This window comes from Fulvivirga marina (assembly GCF_016775155.1).
GTDB classification, from domain to species: domain Bacteria; phylum Bacteroidota; class Bacteroidia; order Cytophagales; family Cyclobacteriaceae; genus Fulvivirga; species Fulvivirga marina.
Map to the genome: position 1 here is coordinate 316,062 of NZ_JAEUGD010000042.1, position 21,761 is coordinate 337,822.

Below are 21,761 nucleotides of genomic sequence, written 5' to 3' on the forward strand. Positions count from 1 at the left end.
GCCGTTTGGGGTGAATATTCTCCAAAGGAAGCCGAGAGCGATACTATTGATCCGGTACCTGAAGGGTGTGTTCAGGACTTGAGGTGAAATACTAACTGCTCTTCAGTGTAAAAAGCTCCATAGCCTTGGCCCTGCCCCGGAGTTCCTGCGTGCCTATCGGGTAGAACATAAACTTTGTGTCAGGGGCGAGTTCATTGACTAGTTCTTTTGAAATGATAATATCAACATGGTAGGTGTTGCAGAGGCCTTGTATCCTGGATGTTGTATTCAGCACATCTCCGGTAAAGATAATTTCTTTTTTGAGTGCTCCGATCTCTCCAGTTGTTACCTTGCCACAATGTAGCCCGGCCTTAAAGGTCGGGGTGACACCAAATTTTTTTAAATACCATGAAGATTTTTTCTTCAGGTCAGCTTTCATGGCAAGAAAGCAATGGATACAGTGGTTGTTTTTAATGCCTTTCTCAAAAGGCCATGAAATCACAATTTCATCACCTATATACTGATATACCTCTCCGTGGTTTTTCAAAATGGCATCGGAGAGATCGTCATAATATTTTTTGAGCAATTCAAAGTACATAATGTGTCCAAGCTGTTCTGCTATGGCTGTTGAGGATTTCATGTCGAGAAACATAAACACCCGCTTCTCTTCCAAAGGCTTATGGTATTTACCAGTAAAAAAGTTAAAGAGTATTTTTTGTCCGATATTCTCGCTGATCTCTGCGTAGAAAAGTGAAATGAGCAGTGATACAGCCATCTGCACGCTGGTACTGACATTTCCAAGACTGGTTAGGTAGTCATAAAACCTCTGCCAGATCAAAGGATCAAATACATGAGTATGTAGCTGCATACTGACAGCAATAGGGAAAGCCACCAGAATAACCATAAACAGAAAAAGCGTGTAGACGAGAAGTTTATAGAGAATCTTTATGGCAAAGCTCTCATTAGAGAAAACCTTTTTAAGTAACACCACTTCAACTACGCCAATAAAAAGGCCGACCCCTAAAACGACCAGGCTGGCAAAAGCAAATATATCAGAGCTCATCTGTATGGCTGCTGTTGGGGAGTAATTATTCTGACGACCGATCGCAGCATATTCCACGAACAAAAATGTCCAACCTAAAAGTAACCAGATAAGCCCGAATGGAACAATACGGCTGATAGTCCTTTTAGTTTGAGGAGATAAAGACATAAGCTTAAAGCCAAAGTGAATTAATCGAGGTCGAACTTACTGATAATTTGTGGTTTTGGAAAATAGAGGTGGTTTGTTTCACTTCACGTTGAGGGTTAATCCAGATAGTTTTTTGTCGTCTACCTTTGTGAAGTCCTTTGTTTAATACATGCAGTGTGGTTGTGGTAATGGTTTTAAATTCTGAAAATCAAGTATTTACGTGAGTCGTCGAACCCAGGGGTAAATTATATGATCTAGGGAGGACGACTTTTGAGCTTAAATATTTGATAGGATAAGTTGCTTTATTTCGAAATTAAGGTGAATTTTACTCATATGCCCATCGGCTGCTAATCGTACCTAGGAGGAATTGAAATGTGCTTCGTGCACCTGGCTAAGCTTGAGGTAGGTTCTGCTAATCGTACCTAGGAGGAATTGAAATAGGCCTGAAAGTAATGCTGCTACGTTATTCATTTTCTCTGCTAATCGTACCTAGGAGGAATTGAAATTGATATTGCCGAACATCTTATTTTAAATTTCTCCATCTGCTAATCGTACCTAGGAGGAATTGAAATATATTATACTCAACCAACATGGTAAAGGGTATACAACTGCTAATCGTACCTAGGAGGAATTGAAATAATATCACTGCTTTTGTTGGCGACAAGATACAAGTCTGCTAATCGTACCTAGGAGGAATTGAAATTCGAGCAGGTGCCAAAGTTTGCTATCAGCTCTAACTACTGCTAATCGTACCTAGGAGGAATTGAAATATCTTTAATAGCAGCTCTGGAGGCTGAAAAATTAGCTGCTAATCGTACCTAGGAGGAATTGAAATTCTTTTGGGATGCTAACACGATTGTTTTTGATCATAAGCTGCTAATCGTACCTAGGAGGAATTGAAATTGGGCAATGAAAAAGGTAAAATTTCCTAACCCTACTGCTAATCGTACCTAGGAGGAATTGAAATCGGTGACAAGAAATGCCGCACCAGTTGCAGAGGGGCTGCTAATCGTACCTAGGAGGAATTGAAATTTCGATAGACTCATCATTGTCGATAAAAATCTGTACTGCTAATCGTACCTAGGAGGAATTGAAATTATGTGAGAATAATGTTACAACTGCAAAAAAAATAATACTGCTAATCGTACCTAGGAGGAATTGAAATCAACCGTCTATAATAGCCAAAAGATTATCTTGTATACTGCTAATCGTACCTAGGAGGAATTGAAATTCCATCCGCGATATTCTTTCCGGAGCTAAAGAAGCTGCTAATCGTACCTAGGAGGAATTGAAATATTGAAGGAGCAGGGCCAGAAGTATTAGGCCAAGTTCTGCTAATCGTACCTAGGAGGAATTGAAATGTAGCACGTAGCATTGATATATGTTTAGTTGAGTGCTGCTGCTAATCGTACCTAGGAGGAATTGAAATTGATAATACCGAAGGTATAGGGGAAGATATACTGGCCTCTGCTAATCGTACCTAGGAGGAATTGAAATCCTCGATAGGGTTAAGTTTCCTTGAGTGCTTAATGCCCTGCTAATCGTACCTAGGAGGAATTGAAATTGTATTAAAGGTCCTGTAATCGCATTGAAGCAAAGCGCTGCTAATCGTACCTAGGAGGAATTGAAATTTATCAGAAGGAGCTGCATGCGCTGCCTGCCGATGCTGCTAATCGTACCTAGGAGGAATTGAAATAGGATAATGAATGTAATGCTTAACCGATCCACAAAATCTGCTAATCGTACCTAGGAGGAATTGAAATGCGGGTCTTCGGTTGCAACTTTCTCGACCGCTTTTTGCTGCTAATCGTACCTAGGAGGAATTGAAATTTGACCTTTTGGTCATGGCAATTGAGAAGCTGGAAAACTGCTAATCGTACCTAGGAGGAATTGAAATAATATACGAAAATAAATTAAACAAACAGTGGGTACTGCTAATCGTACCTAGGAGGAATTGAAATTTCAGCTGGGAATATGAGTAAAAAGTAATAAAGCATAACTGCTAATCGTACCTAGGAGGAATTGAAATTGGGTAATTTCACACCCTTACTATGATCGAATTGTTGTCTGCTAATCGTACCTAGGAGGAATTGAAACCAAGCTTTAGCCCGTGGGTAGGATAATGCGGCTTGGTTCACGAGGGGTAGTGCGGCATGGAGGCGGGTACGAGTAAATGGATTTGGAGGGATACACCCTCTGCCTTCGGCATCTCCCTCAATGCTATTAAGTTAAGGAAAAAAAGCCGATCAAGCTGGACTTGATCGGCCGTCTCTTTTATCTTCGAGACATAATAAATATATCGAGATATGAATTTAAAGAAAGAAAATGAGATGGTGAAGAACTCTGGAGGTTCTTCAAAAAAAACTCTTTGATTTTTTACGAGACCCCGAGAAAATTTCCCTCTATAAACAATCTTCCGGGGATTTTAGCAGGTCATCAGCTTTATCCTTTGAAGTAGTTGTAGGCAGCATCCTTAATTTGTTCAAAGAGTCTGTAGAATTTAACCTTCAGAATATATTGCCCTCGCTCTCTGTCAGAGCAGTTACAGGTAGTGCTTTTTCGCAGGCGCGTTACAAGGTCAAACCTGAAGTTTTTCGTGACCTTCTGGAGTTTTTCAAAGAACCATACTGTGGTTTGGAAAAGAAACTTTGGAAAGGCCACATTCTTCTGGCCGGAGATGGAAGTACATTAAATTTACCTGCATCCAAGGATATTGAAGCTTACTTTGGGGTTCATTCAGTCAACCAATTAGGAACCAAAAGATATTTGGCGCGGGCTCTGCTGATCTATGATGTCCTTAACAACTTTATAGTCAGCGGACATATCTCCTCAATGAAAACCGGTGAAAAAAATCTTCTAAGGGAGTGGTTGTCCACTGCTTTAATAAATGATAACCACATTTTGATTCTTGACAGGGGCTTTGGTAATTTTTGCACCTTTAAAGAGCTACTTGGCAAAGGGATGAAATTTTGTGTCCGCCTGCCCACGAATAACAGCAACTTTGCCAAGAGGGTGATCGATGATGAGCGGGAGGACTTTATAACCCGTTGGGAACCTAGCCCTAAAGAAAGGGAAAACAGTCGGAGCAACCAGCTTGATTGTGTCCCTATTCAGGTAAGGGTGATTAAAGTCAGGCTCACTACCGGAGAAACAGAGATATTGGTCACCAACCTTTCTGATCAGCAGAAGTATACTTCCAAAGATATGGCTGACCTTTACAAGCTTCGGTGGGGAGTAGAAGAAGGGTTTAAAAACCTGAAACCAAAAATGAAAATAGAACAATTTGGATGCAAAAAGGCTGCAGGCATTTTTCAGGAATTCTATGCCCATATCTTCTGCATTAATATGGTATCCCTTACAGGTATTGTTGCCAATAAATTAATAGAGAAAAGAACGCGTCACAGAAAATGGAAATACAAATACAACTGGAAAAATGCTTACAGGTTTATAAGGGAAAAGCTTATTGAATTCCTGTTCTGCAAGGCAACCAGCACGTTACTGGATAAATGGCTCAAGCAGATATCAAGTTCTATTGTTCCTGAAAAACCAGATCGACACTTTCCAAGAGACACAAGATCCAGTAACAGAAAAGGCAGAATAACCCAATTTAACAAATAACACCAGCCTGCTCTAAAATAGTTAATTTAAAAATATCGCCACCCAAACCATGCTTCCAAACTGGGAGAGAGGGATTGCTATGTTATAATCTGCCAAACATAAAATTTAGACTAACTCAAAACATATGAGAAGAGTCTAAATAGACTATACTAAATCTTAACTTAATAGCATTGGCATCTCCCTCAAGGGAGAATTTAGTGATTGCACCTAAGAGGATTTGAAATACGTCTGGGTATTGTCTATAATCCCCAAGAGAAGCCTTCTAATCGTACCTTGAAGGAATTGAAAGACCTTTGCGCCGTAACCCATCCGCTTATAAACCGGACTGTTAATCGCACCTAGAAGGATTGAACCCGAACTACAGCTTGGGAGTACTATGGTCTTCCTCCCACACCCATAAGAATTATTGAATAACTCCCCCAAATAATGCCCTTTCATCCAGCATTTTGCCAGCATTCTCTTGGTGTGCTGTGTGACTGTATCATGTGTGTAAATTTCTTATTAACAGATTGTTAAAAATTATTTTTAGTATTTATAAGCATAGTTTTTCGGTGCTATGGGGTGCTGAACGCATTTTTTCACATTTGCTTCAGTTCCTGATGGCAACGTGCCAGATGGATGCATCCTAAGTAAGGCTATCACCGCGGAAAGAAGCCTTAATAGCACCGACATACTTTAATGGACCTGTTGTCCGGCCCAGGGTTGGACAAAGCCATAAACTAAAAAAGTATGTCATCAAGGATTGAGATGAAAGATAAACTGGTACAGGAAGGTCAGCTTTATCCGGACCCTCTTTCCTTCTTCCTCCTGCCATGAGGAGCATGTTTAAACATGTTTCACTGCTTAAAAAAAGGAGGGTTCAATGAGAAATCTACTTAAACAACTGATGGCTGTAATAGTACTAACTGTTAGTCTGGCGGCCTGCGAAGATCATGATGTAAAACCTGTAAATGCAGATGCGCCAAAGATTGATGTGCTGAATGGACAGGCGGATGGTACCGGAGATGGAGAAGATGAGGGTGATCCTATCATTCAGGAAACTCCATAATTATAAAAGGGTGGGTTTCGGCTCACCCTTTCTTTTAAAGCTCATTTCAAATTCAGATGATCCGTCTAAACCATACTCAATCGTTGCCCGCAGTTGTTTGCTAAGTAAATTGATAAGTGTATTCCCTTCGCCTTTTTTACTAATATTCTCAGAAAATCCTTTTCCTCCATCTTTAAGATTAAATATGATGACTTCATCATCTGTTTTCATGAGTTTCATGTCAAGGGTAAGGTGATCATTTTCATCTTTACCATACTTGATAGCATTAGTAATCACTTCATTAATAATTAAGGCAAATGGGTTGCACTGATGCTCTGGTATCCTAATAGGTTCCAGCTCACCTGTTATTGTATACTGCGAGCTATCCAAGGTTGAAAGGGAACACAGATTATGCGCTAGTTCATGGATGTAATCAGCCATATTGATCCATTTCCCTGCCGATTTTGAGGTATTACCCAATAGGTGGTATACGGAAGTGATAGCGTCTGCCTGGCTTCTTATTTTTGATATTGCCATATTTTCTTTGTTCTCAGGATCATTTTCCTGAATAGTGATCAGGCTACTAAAGATGGTTAACAGGTTGCTGGTTCGGTGATTAAGTTCCTGATATTTAATACGCTCTGTTTCTGCTTTTTGAGCATGTAGTTCGGCTTCAGCGGTGGCTACTTTAGCTTTGGTGTTTCTTAGTTTAGCAAATAACAGAGCTCCTATTAATAGCATGATAAAAACAAGGATTATCCACCGAGTGGTTATTTTATTTTGTTGGTAAGTGGCTGCTTCTTGCTGTCTTTTGACAGCTTCCAATTCAAAAGCATTTTTCCACTTGCTTACACTAAATAAGGCTTCATATCGGGTAGCCAGGTTTTGCTTTTCTTCATTATACAAAGAGTCTCTTAATGATAGGATCTGATCGTTCAAAGCCAGTGCTCCAGCATAGTTCTCTTGTCTTCTAAGCTCCTCCTGCTTTAATTCTAAGTATTCAAGTTTTATAGAAGGGACTAAGGATAAAGTCTGAGCCAGGGAGTCTGCCTGATGCATGTAATACTGAGCCTCATCATTTTTCTGTTTGATATGGTATAAGTTAACAAGCTCCAGGTAACTTTTAAATAATGACGAAGATGAGCCGTGTTCTCTACGAAGATGATAAGAAGTCAAAAGGGCTTCTTCAGCCTGATCAAAAAGCCCTTTATCCATATAAGCCTGTGCGAGATTGAGATAAGTAATAGCGAGCTTATTGGGAGCTGTTTTTAATTGTAAGCTTTGCTTGAAGTAATAAATGGCAGAGTCTAAGGCGCCTTTATCACGATAAAAATTGCCTAGATTATTGTAGACTGTTGAGATATGTGCTGTGTCCTTAAACTCTTCAGCCAGCGAAAGGGATTTGTTGAAATAATATTCAGGTGATTTGGCCCCGGATTTACGGATGGTAGTGGCCAAAAAATTATACCCTTTCATCAGAGCTTTTTTGTGATCTAATTTTTCAAGAACCGTGATCCCTTTGTGTAGGTTGACCATGGCGGAATCATAGATGTCCAGGTTTCGGTATGTCCACCCGAGATTGAGCAATGCTTCGCCATATAAGGTGTCAAAGCCATGCTCTTCATATGTGTTAATAGCTTCTAAATAAAGAGGAAGGGCATCACTTAACTTGTATTGGCTGACATACGAACTGGCAAGATTACTTTTGCACTTGCCTTCGTTTTTATAATTCTTTTCCTTTTGAGATAATGAAATACATTCGATGAATGCTGAGTCGGCAGATTGATACTTTCTCCGTATTAAATGTTGTATGCCTTGCTTTTTAGCCCGGTCAGAGTTGGTTTCACTGGGGCTTTGCTGGCTATAAGCACAAAACGGAAGGGTAGACCCTAATAAGCATGAGGAGAATATGAATAGTTTTAGGATACAAGTAATCCCTCGAAGTTTAATATTATTTATCATGCTGATAATCATGCACATAGATATATTGAGTTGTGGGTAGCCAAATCAAAACGTTATTTTATATTAATTTGGGAGTCTAATTTTAATAATAATATCTCGTAATATGAATAATATCAGGTCGGCGAAGATCATGTTAGTAGAAGATGATACGATGGTGGCACTTGAGCTTATAAATCGTTTAAAGCGGTTTGGACATTTTGATGTCATCACCTATGATACCGGAGAGGAAGCCATTAGCAAGTTTACCGAAGACAGGCCTGATATAGTGATCATGGATATTAAACTGGCGGGTGAGCTGGACGGAGTAAGTACTGCAGAACGTTTGCATCAATTGAGAAAGGTTCCGACCATATTTCTTACCGATCATGCCAACCCTGAAGTAATGCACCGGATATCTTTTCTGGATATTGTTAATTTTCTGGTCAAGCCTTTTGTTGATAGCCTCGTGATGCAAAGCATTGATAAGGCGCTGGCAGTTACTGAGAAATCTGACACCGTATTTATGCCTTTGAAAGAAGGCAGATATGAGAAAATGGCTATCAAAGACATTACCTATCTTGAGGCAGATGGATCATACTGTACGATTCACTGTACCCATGGAAAGAAGTTGGTCAATCATTCCAAAAACATGAAAGTTGTTCATGGGCTTATCATACAAAGTGCTTCACAACCTGAGAAATTCGTTAAAATCCACAAATCTTATATCGTCAATAAGGACCATATTACAGGCATACAAGGCAATCAACTCATCATGGATGGGGACGAGAAGGTCAATATTGGTAAATCCTTCCAGGCAAAAGTAAAGGCCATGCTGAATATGCTCTAATCCTTTCACAAAGCAATATCCTCTTTGGCAAAGTATTTCATGGCTTTGACAAAACGAATTATTAGCACCCAATTCTAATCATCAAATTGCCTTCATAATCATCAAAATGAAGACAATATGGCTGATAATGGTTATCCGGTTGAAGCATGCTTAGAATTACTGAAGGAGTTAGCTTACAAACATAATTATGGTCCTGACGGTCCCGGACTATATAAGCTGGGTAAAGATTGTGAAATAGGTGTACCCGCTGAGTATCTAAAAAACAGCTATTATGAATTCAGTAACCTACTGAAAACCAATCCTAAAGCAACTAAAAGCTTTAAGAATAATTATTTTGATGTAATTGCCAGAGAAGTAGGTTGTAGTGATTTAAAAGACTTTGTTTCCAGGAAAGGTTATAGCGTTCCACAACCAACAGAATATCAGGCCAGCCATCATGTTCTTTATCAAAGAAACCCACCAGAAGCGGCAGAATGGATCGACAAATATGTACTCGGAGCAAGAGTGCTTCCTGCGTTACTTGGCGTGATGCCTCTGATGATTCTTATATACGCCCTCCTGATCGACAGAAATGAGCGCTCATCTTCCATTTACATCATAGGGTTACTCATTTGCGTGGCCCTGGCCTGGGGATTGAGCGGTTGGCTGGCCACGCAAGGTAAGCGTTGGGAAAAACGGCTGTTCTTTTCTGAAGGACGTAAAGGTTTTGCTACGGCTTACATGATGCTTTTTAGCATAAGATCTAAATATTCAGACAATCAAAAGGTACAATATCGTCAAAAGATTACAAGATATTTTGGTATAGAGTTTCCCAGCAAAGAGGATGAGCTTGAGGATGATAAGCTTGCCTTGCAAAAGCTTCATCGGGCAGTTTTTACGCTCAAAAATGTCGTGAAGTCGGTAGTCATACGCTCTGCACTTATTCGCTATGGCTTTCTGCGCAACCTGATCCCTGCTGCTTTGCTTGCCGCAGTGCTATGTGCGCCAGGTCTGCTTTATGCCTGGTGGCAGGCTGACCTTTTATTCGTGATTTTACTCGGACTATACGCCTTTGCCTCTATCTACTACTATTTGTTTCATGAGAAAGCAGTACGAAGGGCTTCCGAAGCCTATGCCCGATACCTTATCGACGAATTTCTCAGCAGATAGTTCATTCACTTAACATTAATAAAATGGCTATGAAATACCAACTAATAGAAAATTACTTTGAAACCCCGCTTTTTCAGTCTGTAGTACAAGAGTACTTCGATTCCGTACTGGGAAAGTTAATGGCGAACCATACCACTACGGCGGCCAAAGGGCTATATATTGTGGATGGGCAAAAACGTGCAGATTACTACGACATGCCCTATCATATCCACATTCTTACCGGGCTCATTCCGGCGCTGTTTGTTTATGAGCAATACATGCTCAAGAAGGGCTATGCAGAAGACCCTGATGCAGAACTATACCTTCGTGTGTTCATGCTGGGTTTTACTTTTCATGATGCCAACAAACTGTTGCATGCCACACAAACTATAGATCGGTCTGATTTGGAAATAGCCGTGTCGCAGCTTGACGAGCATGTGGCTGAGTTGGGGGTATATGAGTTTATGCCTGAGTATGACCAGTACAAAAGCAATATCTATTACCTCGCTCTTTCTGTAGAGGATGGGAGCTGGGTGGCCTCTGAAGATTATCCGGTTACGCTCAATCGCGATGAGGTTGCGGGTGTACAACGACACCTCTGCCACCTGGCGGATGGATTGGCTTCAATTCAAAACGAAAATCTTGAGAGCATTGAAAGACTCTATGACAGTGTAAAGCGCAAGCTTAAAGGCATTATGGGTACAATGCCCATGGAAGTGTCTTATGTTAAAGTGCGCCACAATCCCTATACCTTGTTGAGTCAGAACCTTTTGAATGTAGCCAGAAAAGTGCTGCTGAAAAATGGTAAAAAGGTGATCTTGGCTTTAAGAGAAGGTTTTGTCTTTTGGGGTGAGCCGGTTACAGAGCAAGAGCATGACCTGATAGCGCAGGAGTACCAGAGCGGCAGTGCTGAGGATATCAAATGCGTTGACCTGACCAACATTGATGCACAAAAATGCAAGTTCGGTTTTGTCGGTTCAACACCCTTTACGGTTGAAGTGCTTGAGGAGATCATTACCTCCATGAAAAACAAGTTTTTAGCACTATCGCCGAATACCAATGTCAAAATCAGTGATTATGAAGGTTTCTTTGCCTTCACTAAACAGTTGATTGCCACCTATAACCTGCCTATGGAGTGTAGGGACGAGAACGGGCGATTGATACTGAACTACCAGGAAAGCTTCAACGATAGCCAGGATGAAGAATTCATGATTGTTTATAACCTGCACAAGGTACAATGGCTGAATGCTAAGGATAATGCTACCTGGCTGCAAGACCTGAAGCGACGGCAGGAGAGTGATGAAAATCTACCCATGCCAGTGGTTTTGAAGGATACAGGAGAGGAATTAAATGCCATACCGCAGTTTCTGGGGTACATCGATGAGCGCGTAAGCAGTACCAGTGCGCTTTATAAAACCTATCTCAACTTTATCAAGACCTGGAAGGTGACAATGGAGGAGGATGTTGAAGAGTACATTGTTCAATTGAAAGAAGACATCATTGCTCATTTCGAACCTGAGGAGGTCGGTGATTCCGTCAAACAGCAACTCTTCGACCGGTACTTCGAATGTCCCGGCAATGTTAACCTAAAGTTTTTAGAGACTTACAACCCTGAAGTGCCTGCCAAGCGGGAAATGTGTGCCTTTACCGGCTCTGAAGGTACGGTGCCCTATAAAGCGGAAGTTGCTTTTGCTATGAAGGCCAGGGGTTTTAGCAATCGTACCGTAACATCACTCAACAACAACACCAGTCACATATCGGCCCTTTTTGCTGAAGAGAATAAACTAAGGGCCTCCCTTTTTAGTGTGGGTGATGCAAACCTCGTCATGTATCATGACTTTTTCGAGGCGAGGCTGGACGTTGACCGCGATATTGTTACCAGTTGTGTAAAGGCCAAAAACGAATTAAGGCTGTTGGAAGATGGGACCATTGAGTTTGATAAAAGTTCAAAATTCCAATACAACTTATATAACCTCGATTTTATCAAGTTGCCACCCAAGGTAGAGCCTACCTTTTTCCTGGTCAGGAAGTGTCTCAGGCTAGTACAGCACATGGGCATTCGTACCTACCTGTCGGGTATTATGACACCTTATACACCGCACAAAGCTGTTTTTCATTTCGATAACCCGCCACGGTTTCTCAAACAATTGGGCTGGGACAGCATACGGCTGGTGGAGGTGCAGGAAGTATTGGACGAAATGTACCTGGTGTTGCTCTTCGGTAAAGATCGGATAGAAAGCAACCTGCTTAAAATAGCGCAAAGCAGACGCGCTTACTTCATGCTCTATTACCTGCTGCCCAAGGAGAACAGGAACAGAGTTCATGATACACTTAGCAAATTTTATAACAAGTATCTCAAAAATGATAATGCAATGACAGTAACAGAACAACTCGTGAAGCTGGCGGTACAAATAGATGTCGGCTTTAAAAGTGGTGCGGAAGAAACATGGATGATCCGCACCGCTACAGAATACCTGCGCAAATACCATAAGCAAGGCAGCAGCCGCGAAGATATCATCCAGAAGATATGCGGAGAGATCTACCGCAAGCTCAGAATGCAAAAACAGCAGGATATGGAGGTCATCAAGGCGTTTGCCACGGCAGTTTATGATGAGCTCTTTATCAAGGATTGGAAAGGGGTAATACCTTCAGTCAATGTAGAGAAGGATTGGATATACCAGTTTGCCTTTCTTTTCAAGGAGCATTCCCTGATCAGGATGAGGGAAGCTACCGCCCGAAGGGTGCAGCAGGAACTATTGGCCGAATCGCTTGAAATCAATGAAGAGAATGTGAAGGAAAAATTACCCAAGCAGAGTAAAAACTATGCTTCTGCATACCTCAGTATCATCAATAACCTTTAAATAACAAATATCATTATGAATACATTATATGACCTGATCCCGGAAAAACACTTTGCAGGCAGCCTCAAGCAAAATGCATTGGGTTCAATAAAAATAGCCATTCTACGCGAAGTAATTGGCAATGCTATTATACGAAGCAATTACCCGGATGAAACCATCACCTTCAAATTGTCAGAAAATCGCGATGTGGTAGAGGTGCCGGCACGTAAGCTTAAAAGCCGTGAGAAATTATTGGGCTTAAAGCTATGCAGGGAGTTTGGTGTAGTGGATGAGGAATTGCGTTATAACATCATCAAAAAAAGTGAGCAGTTGGCTAATCCGAATTCCGTGCTTTTTGGAGACAGCGTTACGGAAAGTGGAGATGCCGTAGCACTCACCAGCAGGGTTATTTACGACTGGGCCTACTCCTTACGCGATGTGAATCAAATAACCGCCACCTTACAGCACAACGCATTAAGTGAAGGTGGTACCATGTGGAATGAAGAGGAGGGCAAGCTTCGACAATCACTTTTTCAGGTGCAGTATGTGAAGCCAGGTACTTATCTACCTCACTTCATCACCCTGGAAAATGTAACTCCTGAGCTGTTCATTCATTTGCTGATTTGCGTCATGCATGAGTCTCGCTACTTTGCTCAAAGTACCACTACCAGCGCCGGAAATGTTAAAAATCATATACTGGGCGTTGGGTTCTCAGATTTTGAGCAGCCCGTAAATAGCTATGCAATCTCTAAAAACTGGAATGGCGATAGTGTAGATTATGAAAGTGTATCGGGTGCCATTAATGAGGTCATGGGCAAAGCGTATGGCAAGGATGGTTATGTGACTGGTGACAAGTTTACTGAGTTGATCAGTCAGCTATGGGAAGATAAGCAAGGTATGCAGCAGCTATATACCAAGGCCCAGGAAGATTGTACACAATACCTGAAGGATATCCATATCATCAACAAAAAAGGTAAGAAGTAATGGAGGCTCAGGTAGTTAGACTGACATTGCTCAGCCACCTGTTCTACTTCACTGAAGTCTCAGGTGGCAGCACATCGGCGGCTGTAACCGGTGACTTTTTAGGAGACCTGGCTCTTAACTATGCTTTCAGAAATGCATTTGGGCAGCGGGATTACACTTATCGAAAAAGACCGAATTATCAGGAAATAGCGGATTTCGGTTTCTATTGCACGGTAGCAAGACCGGTAGAAAGGCACCATAAAACGGAGGCCTACATTCAAAACACGTTGTTTAATGTAGATGGCTATATTGATGTTAAGGCCATTGAAAAGTCCGGTAAGTCACCTTTTAAGAATTTCCGGCAAGTTCAGGGTATACGTGCAGGGTCTGTTTTTGAAGCACTTCTTCTCTCTCAGCAGCCTGTTAAACTGCCACCCGTTATCAGAATGGGTCGTGCGCTCGAGACCATGGTATTGGTAGAAACTGTGCCTGAACAAAATGGGCAGGAGTTTTGGCTCAATGCTTTCTCACTCAAAACAGTGTTTGATAACCTGGATAAGGCCACGAGTGTAATGATGGAGAAAGGAAAGGTCAATTTTTCCTTCATACTGGAAAACTACAACCTCATCCGCCAAATGGATAAAGAGGAAGTGCAGTCCATATTTAAACCGGTGTTTGGTCATGGATAGTTTTAAAGTGAACATACTGCCGCAATATGTAAAGCAGACGGAGGAGGTGGAGCAGATCAACGGAAACGCCTGTCGTCTGCATGAGGTGCAGAAGCGGATCAAGCTTGACTTTGATAAGTTGCCGGAGTTTACGGTAATCACGGCGCCTACAGGTACAGGCAAGAGCTATGCTTTTCCCTTTCCTGCTCTTAATGCACAAAAACAAGTTAGGGGTATTGGAGGCAGTGCAAAAGTAAGGGGATTAATTGTGCTGCCGACCAATGCCCTGATCAAAGAACTAACGGCCAGCTTTCAGGCTACTTACCCTCAGCTTGTAACCTGCCAGCTTACAGGCACTGAGCTGACCAAAGCCGGAGTAAAAGGGCATGACCGATGGAAGAAAGCTATCGAACTGGCAGAGGGGAGTGATCTGATCATCACCAACCCTGACATACTTAATTTTGCGATGCATGGAGGTTATCATCAACTGGCGCATCATAACAAAACAGGGGCAACACGTTTTAGCCGGTTTCTAGGTGCGTTCAGCTATATCATTTTTGATGAATACCACCTCTATGACGAGGCCCAGATTGCCAATATTTTGACAATGGTCAAGCTGCGACACCTGTTTTTACCTCACCATGACCCTGCTAAAGGTATGGGCAGTAGTGTACGTTTCCTTTTTGTATCCGCCACCCCTGAGGAAGGGCTTAAGACACTTCTGGAAGGCGAAGGGTATGCCTATGAGGAAATTATTGAAGAAATAGTGGATGATAGTAAAGACGCTCGGCCGATCCATGGTCAGTTGGAAATAGAGCTGATCGATAGTAACAATATGCCTGAGCTGGTCATGTATAAGCTATCAGAGTTGCGTGAGGTGCTTAAAGAACAAAGGGTATTGCTCATTTTGGATCAGCTTCGGGATGTGCAGGAGCTGGCCGTTACCCTGGAGGCAGAATTGCCTGAATGTGTAATTTACCAGAGTACAGGGTATGCTCCTGATGATGAGCCGGAACGGGAGCGGATCAAAGCAGCCAATCTCATATTGGCAACCAATAAAGCTGAGGTTGGGGTTAATTATGATGTTACCTACTGCATCATGCAGCCGGGTAAGTATTACCAGAATTTTGTGCAGCGGTTTGGCCGGGTATCGCGTGGTGACATGGAAGGCAAAGTGGTTATCTGTACAGACAGGCGCTATCATCGCTTCAGGCATAAACTTTCAGGGAAAGACATGTGGTCTTATTATGATTTTCTTGAAGTAGTCAGAGAAGAGCTTCAGGGAAGAAAGTTCTATACGGAGCGGGTGCCTATGTATCTTGGAGAGTATGTGTGGTGCATAGAGGATAACATTCGAAGGTATCAGGACTATGATATTTACAGGTACCTGAAAAAACGCTTGGGAGAGATCAATTTCTATTCTGAAAAAGCGTATGGTCGTTATAAATTATTTAATGAAATCAACCGTGCGGTCAGGGCTTTAGTAAAGCAGGCTTTAAAGCTTGATAAGCTTCCACACAATCAGCATACGTGGCATAAACTCAAGATTGAACAAAGGCTGGAGAAAATGGCCCCACGCACATCACAATGGCTAAGCTGGTGGAGAGGCTTTATTGATACTTATCTCACCTTCAGGGATGGGGGGTTGGTGGTCAAAGTATACGATCGTATACTAACTAAGGAATTGGATTATTCGCTTGACTGGATCTTGCAACACAAAGTAATTGAAGATGTTGAAGTATTGCAGGAGGAGCCATATAGGGTGATGCAATACACTGTAGGCGACCTGAAGGATAGGGATAAAGACCTGCAGTATGAAGTCAGTACCTTACCCAATATTGGGTTGCACGGGAATAACTTTCTCAGTTATAAAGAGGCCCATGAGCCTGGAAAGGCCTTTGACCGGGCGGCAAAGGGTGTATACGACAAGCTAAGACGAGGAGGCACTGAAGAAGCCCAGATAGAGCTTAGCAAACGAATCATGCTTCTTGGTCAAACTTTTGATCGTAAGCGGCTTACTATAAAAAATATTGAATCGGACGCTACCTTTTTATAAGCAGTTATAGCGTAACATCTTAATCGAACAAATTATGAGATTGAACATTACATTTTCCTGCAGAAGAGGCAATAACTTCCTGCCTGTCAATTATCAATATGCTATTAGCAGTTGGATATATAAGAGAATTGCAGAAGCCAACCAAAAACTGGCTACATCGCTTCACCTCCAGGGTTATGGAGAAGGGAATAGAAAATTTAAACTATTCAATTTCGGTCCTCTCGACTTGCGGCCTTATCATTTTCATAGAGATCGTGGCGTTTTTGAGCTATTGGGCGACCAGGCTAAGCTCTCTATTGGGTTTTATCTGCCTGATATGGCCGAACCATTTATAAAAGGAGTTTTTCTGAATAATGAGGTTTACATAGGTGATAGAATCAATGGTGTATCTCTTAAAGTTGATCAGGTGGAGGTTGCTGATAGGCCCGGGTTTTCAGAAACCATGACTTACAGATTGCTATCCCCTTGCTGCGTTACACGTCCGCCTGGAGAGGAAGAAGCCTACGCAAAATACCTGTGGCCCGATCATGCTGAGTTTGTACCCCGCCTTATCAGAAACCTGGAATCAAGATATGAAGTTGCTTCAAACATATTCTCCATGGCCGGTGTCGATGACTTTGACCAGGAAGGCGGCAATATTGATTTCAAAGTACTTGGAAGTAAATTCAAATCAAAGTTGATAAAGATAAAGGCGCTTACAAGAAGTGAAACCAAGGTGCGTGGGTGGTTATTTGACTGTGAGCTTACGGCTCCGGTTGAGGTTCAAGAGTTTGTCTGGGACGTAGGCCTGGGCGAGAAAGGCAGTATGGGGTTTGGTATGGTGGAAGCCTAAACTCAACTATAAACCTCCAAGGTTTTCAAAACCTTGGAGGTTTATATTAAATAAGTAGAATGAACATCATCGCCACCCATATCAACTACTACCACATCTGCCATCGCAAGCTCTGGCTTTTCAGTCAGGGTATACAGATGGAGCACACTTCCTCCGTGGTGGATGAAGGTAATCTTATTCATGAGACCAGCTATCCACAGCGTGCAGCCAAATTTACCGAGCTGGAATTAGCGGGAGCCAAAATAGATTTTTATGATGAGAAGAGCCGTGTTGTACATGAAATCAAGAAAAGTAACAAAGTTGAAGCGGCTCATGAGTGGCAGGTAAAGTACTACCTGTTATTGCTTTTGCGGGCAGGAATTAGAGGTGCTACTGGTATTTTAGAGTACCCTAAGCTAAAGAAAATAACCCATGTGGAGCTTTTAGAAGATGATATACTAAAGTTGGAGGAAGCTGAAAAGTATATAGAGGAGATCATAAAGCATGATGTAGTTCCAGACAGAATCAATAAGAGCTTCTGCAAAAGCTGTAGCTATTTTGATTTGTGTTGGGTGGAGTAAAAAGACCTCCAATTTAAAAGACCTCCAAGGTTTTGAAAACCTTGGAGGTCTACAATGAATCAATATGAAAAAAACATATTACCTCTTTAATCCCGGCCGTCTCAGCCGGCGGGATAATACCTTGAAATTTACTCCGGTAGATGAAAGTGGCCAGGAACTCATGCCAAAATATATACCTGTAGAGTCCGTATCAGATTTATATATTTTTGGTAGTCTGGACGCTAATTCAAGTTTATACAACTTCCTGGGTAAGCAGCAGATCAATGTGCATTTCTTTGATTACTATGAGCACTATACAGGAAGCTTTTATGCCAAAGAATATCTGCTTGCCGGTAAGCTTCAGGTAAGCCAGACACAACACTACCTTTCTCATAAAAAGCGGCTCGCTATTGCAAAGTCTTTTGTAAAAGGTGCAGCCGCCAATATGCTGAGAAACCTGAAATATTACCAAACCCGGGGCAAAGAGCTCACCGCATGTATCGACACCATGGATTCGTGGTGTGATGGCATAGACGGAGCCAATGCCATTGATGAGCTCATGGGTATTGAAGGTAATATCCGGCAATGTTACTATGTTGGCTTTGATGAGATATTAAAAGACCTGAAGATGGAGGGGAGGAGTAAGCAGCCTCCTAAAAATGAAGTCAACAGCCTGATCAGCTTCGGTAACATGTTATGCTATACCATTTGCCTTGACCAGATCTATCATACCCAACTCAACCCCACTATCAGTTTCCTACATGAGCCTGGAGCCAGAAGGTTTAGTCTGGCACTTGACTTAGCGGAGATATTTAAGCCGATGCTCGTGGACAGGGTTATTTTCTCCGTATTGAACAAACAGCAACTCAAAGCCTCGGATTTTCATGAAGGTACCGGTCGCATAACACTAAAGGAAGGTGGTAAAAAGACCTTTTTGAAAGCCTGGGAGGAAAAATTAAGCCAGACGATTAAACATCGCAGTTTAGGTAGGCATGTCAGCTATAAACACCTGATCAAGTTGGAATGCTACAAATTGTGTAACCATATGATCGGGACGAGGGAGTACAAACCTTTCAAAGCTTGGTGGTGATATGTATGTGATCTTAATGTATGACATCAATGAGAAGCGCGTAGGCAAAATGCTGAAACTATGCCGGAGGTACCTGCACTGGATCCAAAACTCTGTGTTTGAAGGGGAGCTTACAGACGTTCAGTTAAAAAGACTTAAAAGTGAGGCTAAGGGAATTATGGAAGATGCAGATAGTCTGATCATATTTAAAAGCAAAGATGAGCGCTGGTTGGACAAGGAGGTTGTAGGTGATGAAAAGAACAAAATAGATAACTTCCTTTAGTCGTCGGTCAGGGGCATTTTACCCAAAGTAGCGGTTGTATGATCTACTGGTATGCAATAATTGTTTGAAAATGAGGTATTTAAAAGAGTCGTCTAAGGCCGGTGTAAATTATACCATTAGAGGTAGACGACTAGAGGAGTCAATTAAGGGCTTTGATATGTTGTTTTATTTTAAAATTGAGTTGATTATTACTCACGAGTCTAACGGCTGCTAATCGTACCTAGGAGGAATTGAAATATGGTCATATAATGTTTTGTATTAATAACTCTTACTGCTAATCGTACCTAGGAGGAATTGAAATTATATTTCAAAGCAGTAGCAAAAACAGCCTTCAAAGGCTGCTAATCGTACCTAGGAGGAATTGAAATAGGTAAGCCTGCCCATATCTGAGCTTGCCCATCACCCTGCTAATCGTACCTAGGAGGAATTGAAATGCTGGTAGTACTGTATGAAGTTGATGGCTGCGGCTCTGCTAATCGTACCTAGGAGGAATTGAAATTTCGGTATATGAAATATGAGTCGTCTGGTAAACGCTGCTAATCGTACCTAGGAGGAATTGAAATATATATCATCATCAACGAGGGCATTACTAGAAAATTCCTGCTAATCGTACCTAGGAGGAATTGAAATAAACCTCCATCATCATGGCCTCCTCAAGCCCAAAACTACTGCTAATCGTACCTAGGAGGAATTGAAATACAGAAATGAAAACTTCAACAGCAAATCAAATCGCAACTGCTAATCGTACCTAGGAGGAATTGAAATAATACTGGGTGGCAGAGTCTTGAAGTAATTGCAGATACTGCTAATCGTACCTAGGAGGAATTGAAATTTATTTTTATGGTACTCTAAACGGAATTGACGCAGGCTGCTAATCGTACCTAGGAGGAATTGAAATAAAAATGATGAGAAAAAGAAAATAGAGTATGACGATTCTGCTAATCGTACCTAGGAGGAATTGAAATGACAACAGTTTACCTCAAATCGCAGATCCTGAAGCTACTGCTAATCGTACCTAGGAGGAATTGAAATTCGTCAGTCCTAAATTTACCTATTTCAAATTTAATCTGCTAATCGTACCTAGGAGGAATTGAAATGCGCCTTTTAAGTTTGCTCCGGTGATTGAACACATTCCTGCTAATCGTACCTAGGAGGAATTGAAATTAGCATAACTTGGAACTGCTCAGCTGTTGAGTTTAGTCTGCTAATCGTACCTAGGAGGAATTGAAATCTGGACATTATAGACTTATGTACACATATTGTTTTACTGCTAATCGTACCTAGGAGGAATTGAAATTTGACCTGCTTACACTCAGTTATGAGATTCAAACACGCTGCTAATCGTACCTAGGAGGAATTGAAATAGTCGCGGCAGGGATCGAGAGGGTAGAAAGATTTCTGCTAATCGTACCTAGGAGGAATTGAAATTAATAAGAACGTCCCCAACGTTATCATAATAATTATACTGCTAATCGTACCTAGGAGGAATTGAAACCAAGCTTTCGCCTGTGGGTAGGATAATGCGGCTTGGTTCACGAGGGGTTTGTGCGGCATGGAAGCGGGTACGAGTAAATGGATTTGTAGGGGTATACCCTCTGCCTTCGGCATCTCTCTCGAGCGGGAATTTAGTGATTGCACCTAGGAGGAATTGAAATTTGGATATGAGTACCCCGGAAAACAAGATTATACTTGGCTGCTAATCGTACCTAAAAAGGTTAATCGCCAAGTCTTAAGTAAACTTTACCACCATCTATGTGAATGATCAAATAATTTGCTGTTAAATTGGAGAGCCCCATAAAAGTTGAACTTTATTCAAAGCAATAACAGCTTTTATAAACTTATGGCGCAACCAACCATTCCATTACTATCCGAAGCAATCTATCACATATACACCCATGCCAATGGCAGTGAAAACCTATTTAGGGAAGATGAGAATTATTACTATTTTCTGAGAAAGTATTCCGAATATATTCACCCTGTTGCTGAAACATTTGCTTATTGCCTCATGCCAAATCATGTTCATTTGATGATTAGGGTGAGGGGAGAGGAGGAGTTAGTAGCTTTTTTTAGGTCGAAAAAACCAAACCTCCAAGGTTTTCAAAACCTTGGAGGTTTAATTAGACAGCAATTCAGCAACTTATTTAATGGCTATACAAAAGCCTACAACAAACGATACAGCCGCAAAGGAAGTCTCTTTACCCCCAATTTTAAGCGAAAACCTGTAGAAAGCGATTCTTACTTTACGGCCTTAATAGCCTATATTCATAACAATCCTGTCCATCATGGTTTTGTGAAGAATGCCGAAGAATGGCGGCATAGTTCATATCATGGCTATTTGCTTGATAAAAGAACTAAAATAGCCAGGGAGGAGGGGCTTCAGTGGTTTGGAGGAAAAGAGGAGTTTGTAACTGTACATCAGCAGCTTAAGAAGCAAGATGTTGTGTCGTTAGATTAATTAAAGTCCTCCAAGGATTTTGAATCCTTGGAGGGCTAAAAAAAAAGCCTCTTAAATAATTTTAAGCGGCTCTTTATAATTAACTTTCATTTGCGGTCTGGACGGGACTCGAACCCGCGACCTCCTGCGTGACAGGCAGGCATTCTAACCAGCTGAACTACCAGACCATTATGTATTTCCCTATCGTTTAAGGGGCTGCAAATGTATAATTACAAATCTTATTATGCAACACTTTTGGAAAAGTCAGGCGTATATTTTTTAATATTTTTTTGTCACACTCAAATCCTTAGTTTTTTTAAGTTTTAAAAAGCTTGTCAAGCTCCAAGG

16 protein-coding genes, 1 tRNA gene and 2 CRISPR repeat arrays are annotated in these 21,761 nt (G+C 41.5%); of the genes, 13 read left to right on the forward strand and 4 right to left on the reverse strand.

Annotated features, from left to right (window positions below):
* Window positions 1–91 precede the first annotated feature (91 nt).
* Window positions 92–1,189 (reverse strand): adenylate/guanylate cyclase domain-containing protein, encoded by a 1,098-nt coding sequence (locus JMN32_RS12115; RefSeq protein WP_202856590.1) that lies wholly within the window; start codon window positions 1,187–1,189, stop codon window positions 92–94.
* A 323-nt stretch (window positions 1,190–1,512) separates the two neighbouring features.
* Window positions 1,513–3,265: a CRISPR direct-repeat array (repeat unit 30 nt; unit sequence CTGCTAATCGTACCTAGGAGGAATTGAAAT).
* Between the two features lie 297 nt (window positions 3,266–3,562).
* Between JMN32_RS12115 and JMN32_RS12120 the strand changes: the two genes are divergently transcribed.
* The gene (locus tag JMN32_RS12120; RefSeq protein WP_317191780.1) at window positions 3,563–4,786 is read left to right on the forward strand and encodes an IS4 family transposase; all 1,224 of its coding nucleotides are present in this window, start codon (window positions 3,563–3,565) and stop codon (window positions 4,784–4,786) included.
* 625 nt (window positions 4,787–5,411) lie between these two features.
* Here the strand turns inward: JMN32_RS12120 and JMN32_RS12125 are convergent.
* Window positions 5,412–5,600, reverse strand: coding sequence for a hypothetical protein (locus JMN32_RS12125; protein ID WP_202856591.1), 189 nt, complete (start codon window positions 5,598–5,600; stop codon window positions 5,412–5,414).
* Window positions 5,601–5,648: 48 nt separating this feature from the next.
* Here JMN32_RS12125 and JMN32_RS12130 point away from each other — a divergent pair, with 48 nt between their 5' ends.
* Entirely contained in the window at window positions 5,649–5,834 is a 186-nt protein-coding gene (locus tag JMN32_RS12130; protein ID WP_202856592.1) for a hypothetical protein, read from the forward strand.
* Here the strand turns inward: JMN32_RS12130 and JMN32_RS12135 are convergent, their stop codons facing one another.
* Window positions 5,835–7,775, reverse strand: a complete 1,941-nt coding sequence (locus tag JMN32_RS12135; RefSeq protein ID WP_202856593.1) for a tetratricopeptide repeat-containing sensor histidine kinase — start codon at window positions 7,773–7,775, stop codon at window positions 5,835–5,837.
* Between the two features lie 103 nt (window positions 7,776–7,878).
* Here JMN32_RS12135 and JMN32_RS12140 point away from each other — a divergent pair, with 103 nt between their 5' ends.
* From JMN32_RS12140 to JMN32_RS12190, 11 genes are all read left to right on the forward strand, one after another.
* Window positions 7,879–8,601 (forward strand): LytR/AlgR family response regulator transcription factor, encoded by a 723-nt coding sequence (locus JMN32_RS12140; protein WP_202856594.1) that lies wholly within the window; start codon window positions 7,879–7,881, stop codon window positions 8,599–8,601.
* A gap of 117 nt (window positions 8,602–8,718) precedes the next feature.
* On the forward strand, window positions 8,719–9,750 hold the full coding sequence (locus JMN32_RS12145) for a hypothetical protein (RefSeq protein WP_202856595.1): 1,032 nt from the start codon (window positions 8,719–8,721) through the stop codon (window positions 9,748–9,750).
* 29 nt (window positions 9,751–9,779) lie between these two features.
* Window positions 9,780–12,590, forward strand: a complete 2,811-nt coding sequence (locus tag JMN32_RS12150; protein ID WP_202856596.1) for a hypothetical protein — start codon at window positions 9,780–9,782, stop codon at window positions 12,588–12,590.
* Between the two features lie 15 nt (window positions 12,591–12,605).
* Complete coding sequence (cas7d, locus tag JMN32_RS12155; RefSeq protein WP_202856597.1) at window positions 12,606–13,553, forward strand: type I-D CRISPR-associated protein Cas7/Csc2; 948 nt, start codon at window positions 12,606–12,608, stop codon at window positions 13,551–13,553.
* Window positions 13,553–14,221 (forward strand): type I-D CRISPR-associated protein Cas5/Csc1, encoded by a 669-nt coding sequence (gene cas5d / locus JMN32_RS12160; protein ID WP_202856598.1) that lies wholly within the window; start codon window positions 13,553–13,555, stop codon window positions 14,219–14,221. Before cas7d ends, cas5d begins: the two co-directional genes overlap by 1 nt.
* Window positions 14,214–16,256: a type I-D CRISPR-associated helicase Cas3' gene (gene cas3, locus JMN32_RS12165; RefSeq protein WP_202856599.1), complete on the forward strand. Its 2,043-nt coding sequence runs from the start codon at window positions 14,214–14,216 to the stop codon at window positions 16,254–16,256. Before cas5d ends, cas3 begins: the two co-directional genes overlap by 8 nt.
* A gap of 34 nt (window positions 16,257–16,290) precedes the next feature.
* Window positions 16,291–17,088, forward strand: coding sequence for a CRISPR-associated endoribonuclease Cas6 (cas6, locus tag JMN32_RS12170; RefSeq protein ID WP_202856600.1), 798 nt, complete (start codon window positions 16,291–16,293; stop codon window positions 17,086–17,088).
* Between the two features lie 59 nt (window positions 17,089–17,147).
* The gene (gene cas4 / locus JMN32_RS12175) at window positions 17,148–17,648 is read left to right on the forward strand and encodes a CRISPR-associated protein Cas4 (RefSeq protein WP_202856601.1); all 501 of its coding nucleotides are present in this window, start codon (window positions 17,148–17,150) and stop codon (window positions 17,646–17,648) included.
* Between the two features lie 64 nt (window positions 17,649–17,712).
* A complete protein-coding gene (gene cas1b / locus JMN32_RS12180) occupies window positions 17,713–18,717 on the forward strand; it encodes a type I-B CRISPR-associated endonuclease Cas1b (protein ID WP_202856602.1) in 1,005 nt (334 codons plus the stop codon).
* A 1-nt stretch (window position 18,718) separates the two neighbouring features.
* Window positions 18,719–18,979 carry a CRISPR-associated endonuclease Cas2 gene (gene cas2 / locus JMN32_RS12185; protein ID WP_202856603.1) on the forward strand — a complete coding sequence of 87 codons (261 nt, stop codon included), beginning with the start codon at window positions 18,719–18,721 and terminating at the stop codon, window positions 18,977–18,979.
* A gap of 207 nt (window positions 18,980–19,186) precedes the next feature.
* A CRISPR array of direct repeats spans window positions 19,187–20,474; the repeat unit is 30 nt; unit sequence CTGCTAATCGTACCTAGGAGGAATTGAAAT.
* Window positions 20,475–20,819: 345 nt separating this feature from the next.
* On the forward strand, window positions 20,820–21,434 hold the full coding sequence (locus JMN32_RS12190; RefSeq protein ID WP_202856604.1) for a transposase: 615 nt from the start codon (window positions 20,820–20,822) through the stop codon (window positions 21,432–21,434).
* A gap of 93 nt (window positions 21,435–21,527) precedes the next feature.
* On the opposite strand, the gene JMN32_RS12195 is transcribed toward JMN32_RS12190, so the two are convergent.
* Window positions 21,528–21,601 (reverse strand) — tRNA-Asp (locus JMN32_RS12195).
* Between the last annotated feature and the right edge of the window lie 160 nt (window positions 21,602–21,761).

Excerpts from the sequence above, each read along its gene's own strand:
- cas5d (WP_202856598.1), top strand. The coding sequence starts at position 13,553 with ATGGAGGCTCAGGTAGTTAGACTGACATTGCTCAGCCACCTGTTCTAC.
- JMN32_RS12125 (WP_202856591.1), bottom strand. The coding sequence starts at position 5,600 with ATGGCAGGAGGAAGAAGGAAAGAGGGTCCGGATAAAGCTGACCTTCCT.
- JMN32_RS12190 (WP_202856604.1), top strand. The coding sequence starts at position 20,820 with ATGGCGCAACCAACCATTCCATTACTATCCGAAGCAATCTATCACATA.
- JMN32_RS12145 (WP_202856595.1), top strand. The coding sequence starts at position 8,719 with ATGGCTGATAATGGTTATCCGGTTGAAGCATGCTTAGAATTACTGAAG.
- cas4 (WP_202856601.1), top strand. The coding sequence starts at position 17,148 with ATGAACATCATCGCCACCCATATCAACTACTACCACATCTGCCATCGC.
- JMN32_RS12150 (WP_202856596.1), top strand. The coding sequence starts at position 9,780 with ATGAAATACCAACTAATAGAAAATTACTTTGAAACCCCGCTTTTTCAG.
- JMN32_RS12130 (WP_202856592.1), top strand. The coding sequence starts at position 5,649 with ATGAGAAATCTACTTAAACAACTGATGGCTGTAATAGTACTAACTGTT.
- JMN32_RS12115 (WP_202856590.1), bottom strand. The coding sequence starts at position 1,189 with ATGTCTTTATCTCCTCAAACTAAAAGGACTATCAGCCGTATTGTTCCA.
- JMN32_RS12140 (WP_202856594.1), top strand. The coding sequence starts at position 7,879 with ATGAATAATATCAGGTCGGCGAAGATCATGTTAGTAGAAGATGATACG.
- cas7d (WP_202856597.1), top strand. The coding sequence starts at position 12,606 with ATGAATACATTATATGACCTGATCCCGGAAAAACACTTTGCAGGCAGC.
- cas1b (WP_202856602.1), top strand. The coding sequence starts at position 17,713 with ATGAAAAAAACATATTACCTCTTTAATCCCGGCCGTCTCAGCCGGCGG.
- cas3 (WP_202856599.1), top strand. The coding sequence starts at position 14,214 with ATGGATAGTTTTAAAGTGAACATACTGCCGCAATATGTAAAGCAGACG.
- cas6 (WP_202856600.1), top strand. The coding sequence starts at position 16,291 with ATGAGATTGAACATTACATTTTCCTGCAGAAGAGGCAATAACTTCCTG.
- cas2 (WP_202856603.1), top strand. The coding sequence starts at position 18,719 with ATGTATGTGATCTTAATGTATGACATCAATGAGAAGCGCGTAGGCAAA.
- JMN32_RS12135 (WP_202856593.1), bottom strand. The coding sequence starts at position 7,775 with ATGATAAATAATATTAAACTTCGAGGGATTACTTGTATCCTAAAACTA.